The sequence below is a fragment of the Marinobacter sp. SS21 genome, from assembly GCF_028369065.1.
In the GTDB taxonomy this organism is placed as follows: Bacteria; Pseudomonadota; Gammaproteobacteria; order Pseudomonadales; family Oleiphilaceae; genus Marinobacter.
Genome location: NZ_JAQNDA010000002.1, coordinates 253,172 through 269,736 on the forward strand (window position 1 = coordinate 253,172; position 16,565 = coordinate 269,736).

A 16,565-nucleotide genomic window follows, 5' to 3' on the forward strand; every position below is an offset into this window, starting at 1 on the left:
GACTTTTTATGGATGTCTGGACTGGGCAGGATTGACTGGCCCTTGCAAAAAGTCGCAACTCGCAGAGACGATCCGGAGTTGTTCAGTGGCTCCCTTATTGTTGATATTGAGGGGAGTGACTGGTCTCAAGTGTACCCGGTTAGTATGGGGCTGAATGTAAACGAATTTACAGTTGATGGATCTTGTTGGGGGGGGGGCAGGATTGGCTGGTGGCCAGCCGGCGTGGTGGCAGGAGAGCCGCCGCCGCGCCGGATGGGAAATGCCGGAGGGCTTACTTGCAGGTACTTGCTTTCAGCGACTCACTCGAAGGTACTCGCTCGCGGTAACTTACTCGTAAGTACAGAGGTAGGCGGTGTCGATATCGGTTTTCGCCTTGAAGCTGGCTTGTGCGGCCACTTCAAAGGCCTCGCCTGCGCCGTAGGTCATCCATTCGCTCATTCCGGGCAGCAGTACGGTCAGGGCGCCGCTGATGACCGTCATGGTTTCCTTCTGGCTGGTGCCGAACTCATACTCGCCCGGGCTGATGACACCAACGGTGGCGGGCAGGGTGGCGGTCTGGAAAGCAATGGACTTTGCCTTTCCGTCAAAATACTCGTTAACTTGCAGCATCATTTAGGCTCCGTGAATCGTTTGGGGGCTTACTATACGGCAAAAATACCAACAAGGAATGACAAAATTGACGAAGGTTTCCGACACTTCTTCGACCGGCAATGAGTCCGAACGTTACCAGCAGGCGTTGGCCAGACTCGACCGCTATGCCCGCACCCTGGATAGCCAGTTCAGGGTGCCGTTTACCCGCATCCGGTTTGGGTTCGATCCGTTGATCGGTCTGGTGCCGGTTGTTGGCGATGTGATTGGGTTGCTGCTGTCACTGTACCTGGTGGTCGAGGCCATCCGGCTGGGTGCCGGTCCCGGGTTGGTGATGAAAATGCTGGGCAATCTGCTCGCCGAGTTTGTGATCGGCCTGGTGCCGGTGCTGGGCGATGCCTTTGATGTGATGTGGCGGGCGAACGATCGTAACGCAGCCTTGCTACGGGGATACATCCAACGAAAGTTGCATCCCCGCAAACCATCGCGTCCCTGGCTGTCTTACATCCTGATGGGCGGTTTTGCCGCCCTCATGCTGTTGCTGCTCGGATTGGTGGTTTACTCGCTGCTGGCTCCCACCGTTGAACAGGCCCTGGCCACTCACTGATCCCAGGGTTTGCCACGGGTCTCCGGTGTCCGGTCCACACCGAGGTGCATCGCGGCTTTGGCGAGAATGTTGGCGCTGACCGGTGCGGTGAGGAACAGGAACACGGTGATCAGGATTTCCGCGACGTTTACCCCAGGCGCGCGGGCGCTGAAGTACGCCACCGAACCCAGCATGATCGCGCCCACGCCCAGCGTGGTCGCCTTGGTCGGCGCGTGCAGGCGGGTGAAAAAATCCGGCAGCCGGACCAGGCCGATGGCGCCGACCAGGGTAAACAGGCCTCCGGTCAGCAGCAGTGCCGAAATGACGTACTCGTAAATTGGCTGCATGGCTCGTTACTCCCAGTCAGTGCTTATTCTATGACGCTACCGCGTTTAAGGTATTTGGCCAGTGCGACGGTGCCGACAAAGCCCATGACCGCGATCAGCAATGCCGATTCCATGTACAGCCGCGTGCCGAGGGCGATCCCCAGCAGGATGATCAGCGCAATGGCGTTGATGTACAGGGTGTCCAGCGCCAGTACCCGGTCGGGTGCGTCGGGCCCTTTGAGCAGGCGGTAGACGTTTAGCAGGATCGCCAGGACCACCATGCCGATGGTGATGTGCAAGGCCCAGGAAAGGATGGGGAGATCGGCAATCATTGGAAAATCTCCTGCAGTGGCTGTTCGTAACGCTTCCTGATGGTGTCGATCACTTCCTGCTCGTCCTTGGCGTCGAGGGCGTGAATCAGCAAAATGCGGTTGTCGTCACTGACATCGGCGCTGACCGTGCCCGGCGTCAGCGAAATGGTGCTGGCCAGCATGGTGATGGCCAACGGGTGTTCAAGGCTGAGCGGATAGGAAATGAACACCGGTTGCGGCTGGCGCGTGCTCAGCACCAGTCGGGCGACCACCACGCTGGCTGTAATGATGTCCCAGACCACACGGAGGAGGTACATGGGTAACAGCCAGCCTTTCACGGTGGCCGGGCGTTCGGGCCAGAAGTTGTTGGTGAGCCGTGGCAGCATCCAGGCCAGGATCAGGCCCATGACCACGCTGCCGCCAGAGACACCGTCACTGAGTAACTGCCAGACCAGGAACAGGTTCAGGCTGAGAAACGGTTGTGGAAATCCTAATCGCGCCAGCATCAGAGTCCTCCCACCACGACCGGGGTATGCAGGGTCGTCAGGTATTCTGCGGAATTGAAAAGTTGCTGCGCGGTGGCATCCACGTAGGCACTGATGGGGCCAGCCAGCAACACGATCACCACGGCCATGGCCACTAGCCCGCCGGCGGCCACCGTCACCGGTAGCGTCAGCCGCTCAGACTGGGCAACATGACCCTCAACGGTGCGCCAGAAGACGATGGAACCCGCCCGGCTGTAGGCAATCAGGGTGAAGAAGCTGCCAACAATGAGTACGCCCCACAGCCAGGCCATTTGAGGGCCAGGGGTGGTGGCCTGCAGAATCAGCAGCTTGGCAAAGAAACCACTGAGCGGCGGCAGGCCGGCGGCAGCGACGGCGCCGAGCATGAACAGCACGCTGAGCAGTGTGCGGTTGTGCATCGGCGGTGCCGTGACGATCTTGTCCGCCGCCGCGCCGCGCTGGCCGGCGATCAGGTCTACCACCAGGAACAGGCCAGCGACAATCCAGGTGGTGTTCAGCAGGTAGAACAGGGCGGCAGAGGTGCCCTGCTCGGTGCCTAGTCCCACCGCTGCCAGCAGCGTGCCGATGGAGATAATGACCTGCCAGGTGATCAGGGTGCGCAGATTTCTGGCGCCGATCGCACCCACCACACCCATGGCCAGGGTTGCCAGCGCAACCGGGAACAGCCAGTCGAGGCCGAGATTGGCCAGTGGTCCGGCGTCTGCACCGAAGATCAGGGTAAATACCCGCACAATGGCGTAGAAGCCGACTTTGGTCATCACCGCGAACAGTGCGGCTACCGGGGCGGTCGCGCTGCCATAGGCCTTGGGCAACCAGAAGCACAGCGGCAGAATGGCGGCCTTGAGCCCGAAAACCACCAGCAATATCAAGCCGCCGGCTTTCACCAGGGGAAGGTCCTCGGCGCTTACCTGGGGCACCTTAACCGCCAGATCCGCCATGTTGAGGGTGCCGGTCACGCTGTACAGCATACCCACACTGATCAGGAACAGGGCTGAACCGGCCAGGTTGAGTACCACGTAATGCAGACTGGGAATGGTCCGCTTGGTGCCGGTGCCCTGCATGAGCAGGCCATAGGACGCGATCAACAGCACTTCGAAGGCGACAAACAGGTTGAACAGGTCGCCGGTCAGGAAGGCAATGTTCAGCCCCAGCAGCTGGAACAGGAACAGCGCGTGGAACTGGCGACTGCTCTCGTCGGTTTTGTGGATGGCGAACAGGTGGCAGAAGAAGGCCAGGATGGCGGTCATCAACAGCATCAGTGCCGACAGCCGGTCCAGCACCAGTACGATGCCATACGGTGGTGCCCAGTTACCGAAGCTGTAAACCCGGTAGCTGCCATCGTTGGCGAGGGCGAGCAGGCCTACGGTGGACACCAGGAGCAGTACGGTGGTGGCAAGCGCCACGGTTCGCCGCAAGGGAATCGGCGCATAGCCGATAAAGATCTGAAGGATTCCCCCCAGCAGCGGAATCAGAATCGGAGCGGTCAGCCAGTGGTTCATCGGTCGTAGTCCTCCTCGTCTTCCGGAAGCAGGCGAGCGGAGCTTTCGCGACCGTCGACATGGTCGTCGTGATGGTCGGCCTGTTTACGCAACGCCAGCACCACCACAAAGGCGGTCATCGCAAAGCCGATGACGATGGCGGTTAATACCAGCGCTTGGGGCAGTGGGTCGGAATAGCTGTCGGTACTGCCGAGGATGGGCTGGCCACCGGTGACCAGGCGACCGGTGGAGAACAGGAACAGATTGACGCCGTAGGACAGCAGGGTCAGGCCGACGATCACCGGAAAGGTGCGGGCCCGCAGCAAAAGATAGACGCCGGAGGCGGTCAGCGCGCCAATGGTCAGGGCATAGACCAATTCCATCACAGCCCTCCTTTGATATGGGTGGTGGCCGAGTGGGGCGACAGATTGCCCAGGCTGACCAGTGCCAGCAAGGTTGCGCCGATCACGGTGAGGTAAACCCCTAAATCGAAGACCAGGGCAGAGGCCACCTCAAACTTGCCTACCACCGGCCAGGTAATGTAGCCGAAAGTGGAGGTCAGGAAGGGGTAACCAAAGGCATAACTGCCGGCGCCGGCAACCGCCGCGAACAGCAGGCCCAGGCCGATCACATTGTGATAGCGGATGGGGATTCGCGCCTGGGTCCACTGTATGCCGCTGGCGATGTACTGGAGGACCAGCGCCACCGAAGTGATCAGACCGGCAATGAAGCCACCGCCGGGCATGTTGTGACCGCGCAGGAAAATGTAGAGCGATATCATCAGGGCGAGCGGTAGCATCGGGCGGGCAATTTGCCGGAGCATGACCGGATAGGCGTCCCGGGTCCAGGGATGACCGTGGCCGTCGCCGGGGGGCGGTGCCAGCTGCGTGTTCTTCAGCAGGGTGTAGATGCCGAGGGCGGCAATGGCCAGTACGGTGATCTCACCCAAGGTATCGAAGCCTCGGAAATCCACCAGGATCACGTTTACCACATTGGTACCGCCACCGCCGCTCTTGCTGTGCTCCAGGAAGTAGCCGGAGATAGACTCGAAGGGCTGTGTCAGCATCGCCAGGGTGATCAGTGTCATGCCGATGCCGGCGACCAGGGCAATGGCGATGTCGCGCAACCTCCTTGGCCAGGACGCTTCGATCGGTGTCCAGGAGGGCATGTAGTACAGCGCCATCATCAACAATACGATGGTCACCACCTCCACCGACAACTGGGTCATCGCCAGATCCGGCGCCGAGAAGCGGGCAAAGGCCAGCGCCACCATCAGGCCGACCACACTGAGCAGGATCAGGGCGTCGAAACGGGAGCGGTGCATGGCGGCGGTGCCGATTGCGCAGAGAATCAGCACCACGGCACCGATCAGGGTGGGTACGTCAATGGGTGACAAGCCATTGGCACCGATGAATACCCCCAGTTCTTCAATGGGCCTCCAGGCAACCGCAATCGCGCTGAGGACCAAGAGCATGGCGTAGCGTTGCAGGGAGCCGCTTTCCAGTTTGTTGGTAAAGGTGCTCGCCAGGTCTTCCATGCGCATGGCCACCTTCTCGAACACCGCTTTCTCGTCGATTTCCTTGAAGCGGGCATGGAAGTCGAAGAAGCGCTGGCGCTGGCTGTACATCAGCAGGCCACCGAAGAACGCCAGGAAACTCATCAGCAGGGGCAGATTGAAACCGTGCATCAGCGCCAACTGGTAGTCCGGGACATCGCCGGCCAGAGTGGCGGAGGCGGCGGCGTACAGTAGCGGGCCGATGGAGATGGCTGGGAACATGCCCACCATGATGCAGGCGAACACCAGAATCTCCACCGGGATCTTCATATACCGCGGTGGCTCATGGGGCGGGTAGATTGGCAGATCCACCGGCTTGCCATTAAAGAACACGTCATGGATGAAACGCGCGGAGTAGGCCACAGCGAATATCCCCGCCAGGGTGGCGATCAGCGGTGGCACGTAGGCCCAGAAGCCGGGCAAATTGAGGGCCAGGGATTCGGCAAAGAACATTTCCTTGCTGAGGAAGCCGTTGAGCAACGGCACCCCCGCCATGGACGACGCAGCCACCATGGCCAGCGTGGCGGTGTGCGGCATGAAGCGCCAGAGACCATTGATGCGTCGCATGTCACGCGTGCCAGTTTCATGGTCGATGATGCCGGCAGCCATGAACAGCGAGGCCTTGAAGATCGCATGGTTGATGACGTGGAACAGCGCCGCTACCGCCGCCAGGCGGGTGCCCATGCCAAACAGCAAGGTAATCAGACCCAGATGACTGACGGTGGAATGGGCCAGGAGGCCTTTCAGGTCATGTTTAAACAGGGCAACGTAAGCGCCGATGAGCAGGGTCGCCATGCCGGTGAAGCTGACCATGTAGAACCATTGCTCGGTGCCCGCCAGGGCCGGGTAGAGCCTGGCCATCAGAAAAATGCCTGCCTTGACCATGGTGGCGGAGTGCAGGTAGGCGGAGACCGGCGTCGGCGCCTGCATGGCATGGGGCAGCCAGAAGTGAAAGGGGAACTGGGCCGACTTGGTAAAAGCGCCTAGCAGCACCAGAGTGAGGGCGAAGGGGTACAGTGCATGGGCCTTGATCAGGTCGGCGGCCGCGAGTACATCGTCAAGCTCGTAGCTGCCGACGATGCGGCCAATCAGCAGGATGCCGGCGAGCAGGGCGAGACCGCCGCCCCCGGTGACGGCGAGTGCCATCCGGGCACCGCGACGGGCGTCCTTTTTGTGGTTCCAGAAGCTGATCAGCAGGAACGACACCAGACTGGTCAGCTCCCAGAATACCAGCATCAATAACAGGTTGCTGGATAGAACAATACCCAGCATCGCCCCCTTGAAACACAACAGCAAGGCGTAGAACTTGCCGACGTTCTCCTGGGGCTTGAGGTAGTAACGGGCGTACAAAATGATCAGCAAGCCAATAACCAGGATCAGCAGCGCGAACAGCAGCGACAGGCCGTCGAGGCGGAAGCTGAGCGAGAGCCCGATGGAAGGCATCCAGTCATAGGTCTGGACCAGAACGCCGCCTTCGGACAGCCGTTTCCAGTATGGGAACAAGGCCATCAGAGCGACCAAAGCCGGAACCGACGATGCGATGGCAATGGCGGTTCGGCCAGCCTGGGCAAATAAAGGCGCAGCAATGGCGCCGAGAAACGGTAGTAAAACGACCAGCGATAGAGTCATCGCAACCTCGTTGTTGAATCCATGCCACTGATGTGACGGAGTTAATTACTTTGGTTGCCTGAGTTTAGTAGCCGCTATTCAGGCTTGCCCGAAGTTGCTGCCGGCTACTTGGATTTGGCGGGGTGGGTCTGGAAAATACGGAAGCCTTCCCGAGCGCACGCCCGTGCACGCCAAGGATCGAAATGGAACTGGGCCTGTAAAAACGCTGGGCCAAACAGTCATGAACGCTCCGCAATCAATTCGCGATGTGTGATGATACGTACCCTTCCTTTCAGGTCAAGACTTTGGAGTGATTATCCGTGGTCGCCTTTGTCGATCCAGGGCATCTTTATCTATCCTTTTTGGTTGCATATTAAGCAGATTTCACTGGATAAACCCGGACTCTCGGTCCTTAATAGTTACATCGGGTGGCGGGCGCTTGTCGCCCACTCCAAGGGCGTTAGCCCGCCGGATCTGAGCCCGATCGCCGGTTTTCCCCGTGTATTACAGCGCCTCAAGCGCAGATTGGGTTAACCGGTCAGAGACCGGCGACTCCGGAAACCGTTCCGAAAACGCCAGGCTTGTGGTCAACAACAGATCGAAACAAGGCATCTACACAGGAGATATCTTATGAAGATCACGACCTTGACCTTTGCCGCCGCAGTGTCGTTCGCGCTGACGTCACCGTGGGCGCTGGCCGCGACTGATGAAACCAAGGCCGGCGAGGACACCATGATGGAAGATCAGGGCATGACCAGTCTGCATTCGCCACAGTTCGAAGAACTCGACGCTGATGGCAATGGCCTGATCAGTGCCGAAGAACTGAATGTGTATGGCAGCACGGCTGCCGGTCAGGCTGCTGAAGCCGCCGGAGAATCCATCACACTGGAGGTCAGCGACGCGAATGAGGATGGCAGCATTGATAGGGATGAATTTGAACAAAGCGTGATGCCCATGGAATAACGCTTCGTTCGCGACCAAAAGCCCCGGCAGGAATTGCCGGGGCTTTTTTTATCCGCGTATCCGCCGCCTCAGAAACCGCGGCGATCTTGGTAAGAACGCTCCGGATCGCTGGTATTGCGCAGCACCGCGGTGCGCTGGTTGGCGCGAGCCAGGATCTTCTTCTGAAGCCGGGTTTCCCAATCCAGCGCGGTTTTGTCAGAGGCGGTCCAGGTGCGGTTAAACAGCAGCTTGCTGGCGGCGACCGCATCGGGGGAACGGTCAGCCAGTTCGCGGGCAAAGGCCTGGGCTTGCTCAAGAGGGTCGGCACAGACTCGTGTCACCAACCCCATGGCTTTGGCTTCCTCGCCGCTAAAACGGCGCGCCGTCATGGTCAGTTCTTTGGCGAGATCGATGCTGATCAGCTCGCGTAACGTCACGGTCAGGCTCATGTCCGGGATCAGCCCCCACTTGCTCTCCATAATGGAGAATTCGCAGTCCGGTGTGGCAAACCGGAAATCGGCACCCAAGGCAATCTGGAAACCGCCGCCGAAACAGTAGCCGTGCGTCACCGCGATCACCGGAGCCGGAACATCCCGCCACAGGTAGCCAACGTCCTGCGCTAGGTTGCTGATCTTGCGTCCTGGTTTGACCAGCAGTTTCAGGAAATTTACCGGGTTTTTGGACACCTTGCCCACATCCAGGCCGGAACAGAAGGCCTCGCCGGCGCCTTTCAGGATGATGGCCCGAACGCTCCGGTCTTTCTTCAGCTGCCGGGCAACGCGGGTGATGGCTTCAAACATTGGCATGTCCAGGCCGTTGTACTTGTCTGGACGATTCAGCGTCACCGTGGCGATGCCCTGATCAATCTCCAGCAGCACCCGTTCGTTGTTTGCGTTCATCTGCTAGCCTACCTTCTCATGCTTTAGTCGAAAGCGGCTATGCTAACACGTCCGTCGAGTATTGGCGGGGGATAGGTCGCAAGGGCAGGCATAGCGGCAAAACGTTGCCGTATTCTCGTGGCCGGACCGGATGAGCTGTTGAGCTGGGCGGCCTACTTCCTGGCACCAGGATTGAAGTACCCAGCTCGTTGCGTTGATACGCCGTTCTAGCGATCGGATTTCATTGCATCACTGATGGCTTGCGCTTCGGCCGAGAGCACTCGGTAAAGCAAGCTGTCTGTCTGTTTGCGAGCCTGGAGCAGTTGTTTCAGCTTCAGGTCGTAAAGACGGTTTAGTAAGGCTGCCTGGTCTGCTCGCGCCGGTGCGTTCATGGTCATTTCCTCCCACGTAAAACACCTGGTTACTGCTGCTAAGGAACTCTTGTCAGAGTCCTTTACATTGTTATCGGCAATACCCCGATATTCTTGAATAAGGCATAAAGCGTGCCACGGGAGGTAAGACACCTGTTGTATCGACACCTACTCGTTATATACGAAGCGGGCAGCCGATGGACCTGTCAGAAAGCTGTCAGTGCCGGAACTGCGCCTGATTGGGGAGGTTGGCGAAATGCCGCCCGGTGGGCCACACTGAGTTGATCAATAACTGAGTTGATCAATAACTGAGTTGATCAATAATAGGAACGCCTGATGTCGTTGCAGTCAACGCATAATCCATGAGGGGGCCTCTGGGGTTCATCATGACCAATCACTATCAGCCGGTCGGCTGCGCGATCCAGTCCGCACTGAGGGAATACCTGACATCCGGTCAGTTGGTGGAACTGGTCTATCGGGATGAGTCAGGCCAGGTTCAGGCGGTTCATGATGTGGTTCGCGAGCTGTTCACGCGGGCCGGCGAAGACTTCATGCTCAGTGGGCGCGGTAAGCTGATCCGGCTCGACCATCTGCTTCTCCTGAACGGGCAGCCGCTGTCAGGCTAGTGTCCCGTCTGGTTAACAATACCGTAACACCCAGGTAATTGTGTCGTTGGAGGCTTGTCTCCTAGACTGAAAGAGCTAGCCAGCCTCTGACTGACTCCGGATCAGCTCTGGCATTCAGGGGCTCCAAATGGAAGGCGTCACTTAAGGGATGATGAATGGAACCAAAAGGAAACACCATGAAACGAATAACGCTGACTTTGATGCTTTTGTTCACCTCCGCTGGGCTTGTTGCATGCAGTGATGACAGTGAACAGCCAGTAGATATGGAGCAGGCCGCGGACAACGCGGCGGATATGGTCGAGGATGCCGGCGATGCGGCCGGAGACCAGATGGAAGAGCTCCAGGGCGAGCGGGACAGCACCTGGGATAGGGTAAAGGACAGTGCTGAGGAAACCGCCGAGCGGCTGGAAGAGTCGGCCGAAGAAAGCGCCGACGCCGTAAAGGATGGTTATGAGGATATGACCACCAGCGAATAGCAGCCAATCTGAAGAATACCAGGGCCTGCCCCGATTGTGGGGCAGGCCCTTTTTTGTTTTGGGCCTGGCGTCAGGCTGTCATCAATTGGTCATAGGGCTGTCTTGCTTGCTTCATATGGCAGTCAAATTCGGTCGGGACACTGAGCGAGCCGGAAGTCGATTTGATGGTTTCCGGTCTAACCTATAACTCAGAGAGATGCTCGCTATGGCCAAGAAAGATTTGAACCCCCGTTATCAAGACCCGAATTACGAACCGGTTGTCAATGAGTCCGGGAACACGCCATTTGCCTCGGTGCTCGCCAGCCGCATGCGGCGTCGGACCGTAATGAAGGGCAGTGTGGGGGCGGCACTGGCGGGTCTGATGGCAACAACTCTGGTGGGCTGCAGCGATGATGAGGACGGTGACAACGCTGGCCCGGGCGATACCGCGCAAGCATCACAGCGGGAACTGGGCTTTACCGCGGTTGCGGTATCCACGCTCAATGAAGTCGTGGTGCCAGAAGGATATAGCGCCAAGGCCTTTGTGCCCTGGGGGACTCCGCTGACCGGAACTTTGCCGGATTTTCTCCCGGATGGCAGCAACACCGGTGCGGATCAGGAGCAACAGGTAGGGATGCACCACGATGGTATCCATTTTTTTTCCATCGATCTGAAAACCGGTGGTGACAGTTCCGCCGAAGGCTTGCTGGTGATGAACCATGAATACATCAATCAGGACGCCCTCCATGCCGCCGGCGCCACCTACGTCGCCGGTGCCCGGCCGGAAGACGAGGTTCGCAAAGAGGTTGCCGCACACGGAGTCTCGGTCATTCATGTCATGCGTGATAGCCGTGGCGAATGGACGGTGGTTCATGGGAGCCCGTACCATCGTCGCATCACCGGCGCCACCGAAATGGAGATTCGAGGCCCGCTGCGTGGGTTTGACAAGCTGTACACCAAATTCAGCACGGATGGCACCCGTACCCGTGGAACGCTCAACAACTGCGCCATGGGGCCGACGCCCTGGGGCACCTATCTGGCCGCGGAAGAAAACTGGCATGGCTACTTTGCCAATGGCGACGCCAATCCTCCCAAGGAGCATCAGCGCCATGGCGTCGGGGACGCCTCCCGTTACGACTGGGAACTTGTTGAAGGCGGCGCAGACGCGTATGTGCGGTTCAACGCGACCAGCATTGGCGCATCCGCCATCGAAGACTACCGCAACGAGCCCAATACCTATGGCTACATGGTGGAAATTGATCCCTTTGAGCCAGCGAGCAAGCCCCAGAAACGTACGGCACTGGGACGCTTTGGCCATGAGGGGGTGATCTTCGCGCCGGTGACCGAAGGGCAGCCGGTGGTGTGCTATTCCGGCGACGATTCCCGTTTCGAGTACATCTACAAGTTTGTGTCCAGCAAGCCCTATTACGCTACCACTGCGGACGGTTCGCTGCTGGATGAAGGGACTCTGTATGTGGCGCGATTCCGCGACGACGGGACCGGGGAATGGCTGCCGCTGTCGATGGACGACGCCAATTTTGTTGCCAAGATGAACGCCGCGGTCACCACGGGAATGGTTGGCAACATTAGCTTTGATGAACCCTTCGCCAGCCAGGCGGATCTGCTGGTGAACACCCGCCTGGCTGCCGACATCGCTGGGGCCACGCCGATGGATCGGCCGGAATGGGGCGCTGTCGATCCCGTCAGCGGCGAGGTCTACTTCACCCTAACCAATAACTCCAGGCGTACCGAGCATCAAACCAACGCTTCGAATCCCCAGGGGCCGAATCCCAACGGCCATATTATTCGTTGGCAGGAGCTGGGCGGTGACTATGCCGCGACAGACTTCGAGTGGGATATTTTCGTGTTTGCCGGTGAAGAGGGCACCGAGACGGTTGTCGATGGCGAGGCGGTGGTGACGCTCGACGCCGACAATCATTTCAACAGCCCCGACGGCCTGTGGTTCGACTCCAAGGGCAAGTTGTGGATCCAGACCGATGGCTCCGACGCACCGCCGTACCAGAACAACATGATGCTGGCCGCCAATCCGGCCACCCGGGATATCCGTCGTTTCTTTGTGGGCCCGGTTGGTTGCGAGGTCACCGGTGTGGTGACCACACCGGACTGCAGGACCATGTTCGTCAATATTCAGCATCCTGACGGCTTCTGGCCGGACGCCGGTTCCGAGCGCCCGCGAGACGCCACCGTGATTGTCACCAAGGACGATGGCGGCGTGATCGGCAGCTAACCCCCCACCCCCTGTCGGCAGGCGCCCCGTCCCGGAACTGACCGGGAGTGGGGCGTTTTCATGTGCGAGTTTGTGATCTTTTCCCCATCGTTCCAGAAAACACCACTAAAGTATCAGTTATAACCAGAACGTAATTTCATAGGCTTTGTCGATGGCCGTTCGGCGCATTGTGCAGCATAGGCTGGGGTGGTGATGAAGTTAATATCGGGGCGCGTGGTTATGGCTGGAGCCATCACCGCGCTTTTGCTGACACTTGTTGGGTATGCCTTGGCACCGATGCTGGGGTTGGACCCGCTATCCATTGTGGCGGGGGTCATTCTTGGTTTGGCGGCGGCCACCGGATTCCTCGTGCTGAGAGTGCTGGAGCCGTTGGAGCACGGCCTTCGGCAAATGCTTGAGGGTGAAGTTACAGCGGATAATCCGCTGGGTGAGCCTGGGCAGAAACTGGTGGCCGATGCCGAGACCGCCCGCTCGCTAATCCGGCGGTTATCCGCCAATGCCGACGCCAACGCCATTTCTGCGGCGGAAGTGTCTCACGCCTCCGATCAGCTTAAGCAGCGTCTCGACCAGCAGGTGCGGGAAACGTCTCAGATGACCGACTACGCCGGTCAGATTTCCGATACCGTTCGTCAGTCCGCCCAGCAGGCGCACGAAGCGGCTGGCATGGCGCGGTTGGCAAGCCAATTGAGCGCAGAGGGGGGGCAGGCGCTGGAGGGGGCCATCGAACGGGTCCGGCTGGCCCACCAGCAGTCCAATGAAAATCTGGCCCGCATTCAGGACCTCAACGAAAAATCAGAGCGCATCCAGGGGGTCACCGGCGTGATTCAGGGGATCGCCGAGCAGACCAATCTACTGGCGCTCAACGCGGCCATCGAGGCGGCCCGCGCTGGCGATCAGGGGCGTGGCTTTGCGGTCGTGGCGGACGAAGTACGTCAGTTAGCTGCCCGTACCGCTCAGGCCACCGGTGAAGTGGCGGCAACTCTGGACGAGATTCGCAGCGATACCTCCTTGATCGTGTCCCGCATCGAAGCGTTGGCGGAGAGCGTGGATGACGGGCTGTCTTCGGTGCAAGGTGTTGGCGAACGCCTCCAAAAAATTCGAGAACAGTCCGATCAGCTTGAGCAGCGAGTGGTGCAGATGGCGGCCAACGATCAGCACAACGACGACAGTCTCCAGCAGATGTTTCACGCCATTGCCGCACTCAGGGACCAGATTGCGGAAAGCGACATCAGCGTCGAATCGTTGGCGGTGCAGGCAGCCAAGCTCATGGAGTTGGCGGAAGACGCCAATGCCGCCTACGCCAAAAGCAGTGACGCCAGTTACCACCAGTTTTTCTACCAGCAGGCGCGGGCCGGCGCGGAGCGCATCGGGACTATGTTGGAGCAAGCCTTGGCGGACGGACAGTTACGGGAGGCTGACCTGTTTGATCGAAACCGGGAGCGGATTCCGGACACCGAGCCGCCAAAGTATCATTGCGGATTCGACCGCTTTACCGACGATCGGCTTCCGGCCATTCAGGAACCTGTTAAAAGTGCCCATTCGGCCTTGGTGTTCGCCATTGCCTGTGCGCCGGACGGTTATGTCCCCACCCACAATCGGGAGTTTGCTCATTTACCGACCGGTAAGCCGGAGGTAGACCTGCTGAAAAGCCGCAGCAAGCGGCTTTTCAATGACCGCACCGGCGTTCGTTGCGGCAGCCATACTGAGGACATGCTCCTGCAGACTTACCGCCGGGATACCGGTGAGATCATGCACGACCTGTCGGTCCCGATCTATGTTCGCGGCAAGCACTGGGGGGGATTCCGGCTGGGGTACAAACCCAACGCCAACGCCAACGCCAACGTAAACGCCAGCGCTAAGCCAAACCTGGAGGCTCGGGACAGTCAGGGATGAGCCCGGTTGGAGAGGGGCATCCTAAGCCTGCAGCGGCGTAGCGCAATAGTGCCTGGGTAAGCCGGTCCATGAAAGTGCCTCCATGACGCCAGAAATGCCAGAACAGCTCCACCTGGAGCGGAGTTTCTGGTGCCATATCTCGCAGCTCGCCCTGCGCGATCAACGGGTTCCCCTGATGGTCTGGAATCATACCGTACCCCATGCCCGCCCTGGCCAGTTGCACAAATCCCTCGGATGACGGGCAGAGATGGTAAGGGAACTGGCCGTGATAGCCACTCTGTGCCAGGAAGCGGTGCTGCAGCTGATCGTGAGGACCGAACACGATGGCGGGGGCCTGACGAAAACGGTGGGCCTCAAGCCCTTTGGGAAAATGCTGCGCCAGGTAATCCGCTCGTGCCAGGGCCCGGTAGGTCATCCGCCCCAGGGCAACACAGCGCGCGCCGGCGACGGGCTGATCGCTCGCGCACAGGCAGGCGGCGACATCCCCTTCACGCATCCGGCGCAGGCCGACATCCTGATCTTCAATAACCAGGTCCAGCAGCAACGCTTCATCCCGGCAAAACTGGCCGATGGCTTCGGCCCACCAGGTGGCCAGGGAATCGGCATTCAGGGCGATGCGCAGTCGGCTACGTTCGTTGTGAAGTTCTGGCAGGTTGCGTTGAAGGTCGCGTTCCAGGAGCTGTACCTGCTGAACGTGATTGAGCAACTGTCGTCCGAGGGTGGTGGCTTGAAGTTCTGGATGTCTTACCAGTACCGGCTGTCCCAGCCTGCTCTCAAGCAATTTAATGCGCTGGGAAATCGCCGATTGGGACAGGCCCAATTCATGGCCGGCCCGTTCGAAGCCGCCCGCCTCCACCACTGCGGCCAAGGCCTGGAGCAATTTGTAATCAAGCATAAGAAAAACTAATGCGTCATTAGGATAATGATTTTTCAGTATAGCTTCTTCAGCGTACTCTGGCGCCATCAGATCGCCGACCGGGAGCGGTCGACATAGCCAATCGGGAGGCTGGAACGTGCTGGAGAGTTATCTGACCGGGCTGATAGTGTGTGGCGGGATCATTGTCGCGATCGGAGCCCAGAATGCCTATGTGCTGGGGCAGGCCGTCCGGCGCGAACACCACTGGTGGGTGGCCGGGCTTTGTATGAGCTCGGACATTCTGTTGTTCAGTGCCGGTATGTTTGGCATGAGCGCGCTGTTGTTGACGTATCCCGTCGCCCTCGATGTGCTGCGTTGGCTAGGGGTTGGTTTTCTGCTTTGGTTAGCCGTGGTGGCAACCTGGCGCGCAGTGCTCGGCCGGGTGCAACTGAAATCCGGGCAATCCGGGGGCAGTCGATTGCGGAGCGTGGTGGCCACCACGCTGGCGGTGACACTGCTGAACCCGCAGGTGTATCTGGATACGCTGTTGCTGGTGCCCGCCGTGGGCGCCCAACAGTCGGAGCCGTTCGGATTTCTGGCTGGTGCCAGTAGCGCCTCGGTGCTGTGGTTTGGGCTGCTGGCCTGGAGTGGGGCGATGCTGGCACCCATACTGGCCCGACCGCTGGCCTGGCGTATCATTGATGGCGTCATCGCCACCATGATGGCCGCCATTGCGTTGCATCTTGTGGTCAATGGCATTCAGCTTGCGGTTGTCTGATGGCACTGGGGCCGCCTGGGTTGTGTGGCGATCGATTCGGTTGTGATATGTTTATCAATGTACCCACCCATGGAGAGCTTTGCGTGGCTGACCAGGAATATATTCCCGCAGAATCCGATCCTATTGCTCGTCGTTCCGAACCGGCCCGCAACCTGGCGGTGACGGTATACATCCTCCAGGCGCTGGTGTTTTTTTCCGGTGGTGTCACCGGGCTCGTCGGAGTCATTATCAACTACATCAAATTGGACGATGTTCTTGGCACCTGGGTGGAACCCCATTTTCGTTGGCAGATCCGTACCTTCTGGATCGGTTTGCTATGGATGGTCATTGGCACCATCACGACCTTTCTACTTATCGGGTGGTTGATCCTGTTTGCGGTGTCGATATGGATGATTTACCGCATCGTTAAGGGCGCACTGGCCCTCAACGATGGGGCGTCGCCCTAAGTGCCGTTCTAAGCCCGAGCGGACAAAAGGGGTGACATTCTGATCGATGCCATTCCTCTACGGAGCCGCGCCATACGTTTCTATATTTAAAGTGAT

The 16,565-nt window shown here is 59.2% G+C and carries 18 protein-coding genes; 8 read left to right on the forward strand and 10 right to left on the reverse strand.

Features of this window, described 5'->3' with window-relative positions; translation table 11 throughout:
- Positions 1 to 327: 327 nt before the first annotated feature.
- A complete protein-coding gene (ppnP, locus tag N6L25_RS03435) occupies positions 328 to 609 on the reverse strand; it encodes a pyrimidine/purine nucleoside phosphorylase (protein WP_271978300.1) in 282 nt (93 codons plus the stop codon).
- 67 nt (positions 610 to 676) lie between these two features.
- On the opposite strand from ppnP, the gene N6L25_RS03440 reads away from it, so the two are divergent.
- On the forward strand, positions 677 to 1,195 hold the full coding sequence (locus N6L25_RS03440; protein ID WP_271977875.1) for a DUF4112 domain-containing protein: 519 nt from the start codon (positions 677 to 679) through the stop codon (positions 1,193 to 1,195).
- Here the strand turns inward: N6L25_RS03440 and N6L25_RS03445 are convergent.
- From N6L25_RS03445 to N6L25_RS03470, 6 genes are read right to left on the reverse strand one after another with little or no spacing between them, the layout of a single operon-like run.
- Entirely contained in the window at positions 1,189 to 1,521 is a 333-nt protein-coding gene (locus N6L25_RS03445; RefSeq protein ID WP_271977877.1) for a Na+/H+ antiporter subunit G, read from the reverse strand. The two genes, N6L25_RS03440 and N6L25_RS03445, sit on opposite strands and share 7 nt — an antisense overlap.
- A 23-nt stretch (positions 1,522 to 1,544) precedes the next feature.
- Positions 1,545 to 1,814, reverse strand: a complete 270-nt coding sequence (locus N6L25_RS03450) for a K+/H+ antiporter subunit F (RefSeq protein WP_271978302.1) — start codon at positions 1,812 to 1,814, stop codon at positions 1,545 to 1,547.
- Between the two features lie 14 nt (positions 1,815 to 1,828).
- Positions 1,829 to 2,317: a Na+/H+ antiporter subunit E gene (locus N6L25_RS03455; RefSeq protein ID WP_271977879.1), complete on the reverse strand. Its 489-nt coding sequence runs from the start codon at positions 2,315 to 2,317 to the stop codon at positions 1,829 to 1,831.
- The gene (locus tag N6L25_RS03460) at positions 2,317 to 3,834 is read right to left on the reverse strand and encodes a monovalent cation/H+ antiporter subunit D (RefSeq protein WP_271977881.1); all 1,518 of its coding nucleotides are present in this window, start codon (positions 3,832 to 3,834) and stop codon (positions 2,317 to 2,319) included. Before N6L25_RS03460 ends, N6L25_RS03455 begins: the two co-directional genes overlap by 1 nt.
- On the reverse strand, positions 3,831 to 4,196 hold the full coding sequence (locus tag N6L25_RS03465; RefSeq protein WP_271977883.1) for a Na+/H+ antiporter subunit C: 366 nt from the start codon (positions 4,194 to 4,196) through the stop codon (positions 3,831 to 3,833). Before N6L25_RS03465 ends, N6L25_RS03460 begins: the two co-directional genes overlap by 4 nt.
- Positions 4,196 to 6,997, reverse strand: a complete 2,802-nt coding sequence (locus N6L25_RS03470) for a monovalent cation/H+ antiporter subunit A (protein ID WP_271977885.1) — start codon at positions 6,995 to 6,997, stop codon at positions 4,196 to 4,198. The genes N6L25_RS03465 and N6L25_RS03470 overlap by 1 nt, the downstream gene beginning before the upstream one ends.
- Before the next feature lie 609 nt (positions 6,998 to 7,606).
- Between N6L25_RS03470 and N6L25_RS03475 the strand changes: the two genes are divergently transcribed.
- On the forward strand, positions 7,607 to 7,939 hold the full coding sequence (locus N6L25_RS03475) for a hypothetical protein (RefSeq protein WP_271977887.1): 333 nt from the start codon (positions 7,607 to 7,609) through the stop codon (positions 7,937 to 7,939).
- 68 nt (positions 7,940 to 8,007) lie between these two features.
- Here N6L25_RS03475 and N6L25_RS03480 read toward each other — a convergent pair whose 3' ends face one another.
- Positions 8,008 to 8,817, reverse strand: coding sequence for a crotonase/enoyl-CoA hydratase family protein (locus N6L25_RS03480; RefSeq protein WP_271977889.1), 810 nt, complete (start codon positions 8,815 to 8,817; stop codon positions 8,008 to 8,010).
- A gap of 206 nt (positions 8,818 to 9,023) precedes the next feature.
- Positions 9,024 to 9,188, reverse strand: a complete 165-nt coding sequence (locus N6L25_RS03485) for a hypothetical protein (RefSeq protein WP_271977891.1) — start codon at positions 9,186 to 9,188, stop codon at positions 9,024 to 9,026.
- Between the two features lie 365 nt (positions 9,189 to 9,553).
- On the opposite strand from N6L25_RS03485, the gene N6L25_RS03490 reads away from it, so the two are divergent.
- The 4 genes from N6L25_RS03490 (at position 9,554) to N6L25_RS03505 (ending at position 14,389) form a co-directional block, all read left to right on the forward strand.
- Positions 9,554 to 9,793 carry a hypothetical protein gene (locus N6L25_RS03490; protein ID WP_271977893.1) on the forward strand — a complete coding sequence of 80 codons (240 nt, stop codon included), beginning with the start codon at positions 9,554 to 9,556 and terminating at the stop codon, positions 9,791 to 9,793.
- A gap of 176 nt (positions 9,794 to 9,969) precedes the next feature.
- On the forward strand, positions 9,970 to 10,269 hold the full coding sequence (locus N6L25_RS03495) for a hypothetical protein (RefSeq protein WP_271977895.1): 300 nt from the start codon (positions 9,970 to 9,972) through the stop codon (positions 10,267 to 10,269).
- Positions 10,270 to 10,474: 205 nt separating this feature from the next.
- Positions 10,475 to 12,496 (forward strand): PhoX family protein, encoded by a 2,022-nt coding sequence (locus N6L25_RS03500; protein WP_271977897.1) that lies wholly within the window; start codon positions 10,475 to 10,477, stop codon positions 12,494 to 12,496.
- A 219-nt stretch (positions 12,497 to 12,715) separates the two neighbouring features.
- Positions 12,716 to 14,389, forward strand: a complete 1,674-nt coding sequence (locus N6L25_RS03505; RefSeq protein WP_271977900.1) for a methyl-accepting chemotaxis protein — start codon at positions 12,716 to 12,718, stop codon at positions 14,387 to 14,389.
- On the opposite strand, the gene N6L25_RS03510 is transcribed toward N6L25_RS03505, so the two are convergent.
- Positions 14,352 to 15,284: a LysR family transcriptional regulator ArgP gene (locus tag N6L25_RS03510; protein ID WP_271977902.1), complete on the reverse strand. Its 933-nt coding sequence runs from the start codon at positions 15,282 to 15,284 to the stop codon at positions 14,352 to 14,354. The two genes, N6L25_RS03505 and N6L25_RS03510, sit on opposite strands and share 38 nt — an antisense overlap.
- A gap of 118 nt (positions 15,285 to 15,402) precedes the next feature.
- Here N6L25_RS03510 and N6L25_RS03515 point away from each other — a divergent pair, with 118 nt between their 5' ends.
- Together N6L25_RS03515 and N6L25_RS03520 are read left to right on the forward strand one after the other, a co-directional pair.
- Positions 15,403 to 16,023, forward strand: a complete 621-nt coding sequence (locus tag N6L25_RS03515; RefSeq protein WP_271977904.1) for a LysE/ArgO family amino acid transporter — start codon at positions 15,403 to 15,405, stop codon at positions 16,021 to 16,023.
- 83 nt (positions 16,024 to 16,106) lie between these two features.
- Positions 16,107 to 16,469, forward strand: coding sequence for a DUF4870 family protein (locus N6L25_RS03520; protein WP_271977906.1), 363 nt, complete (start codon positions 16,107 to 16,109; stop codon positions 16,467 to 16,469).
- The last annotated feature ends 96 nt before the right edge of the window (positions 16,470 to 16,565 follow it).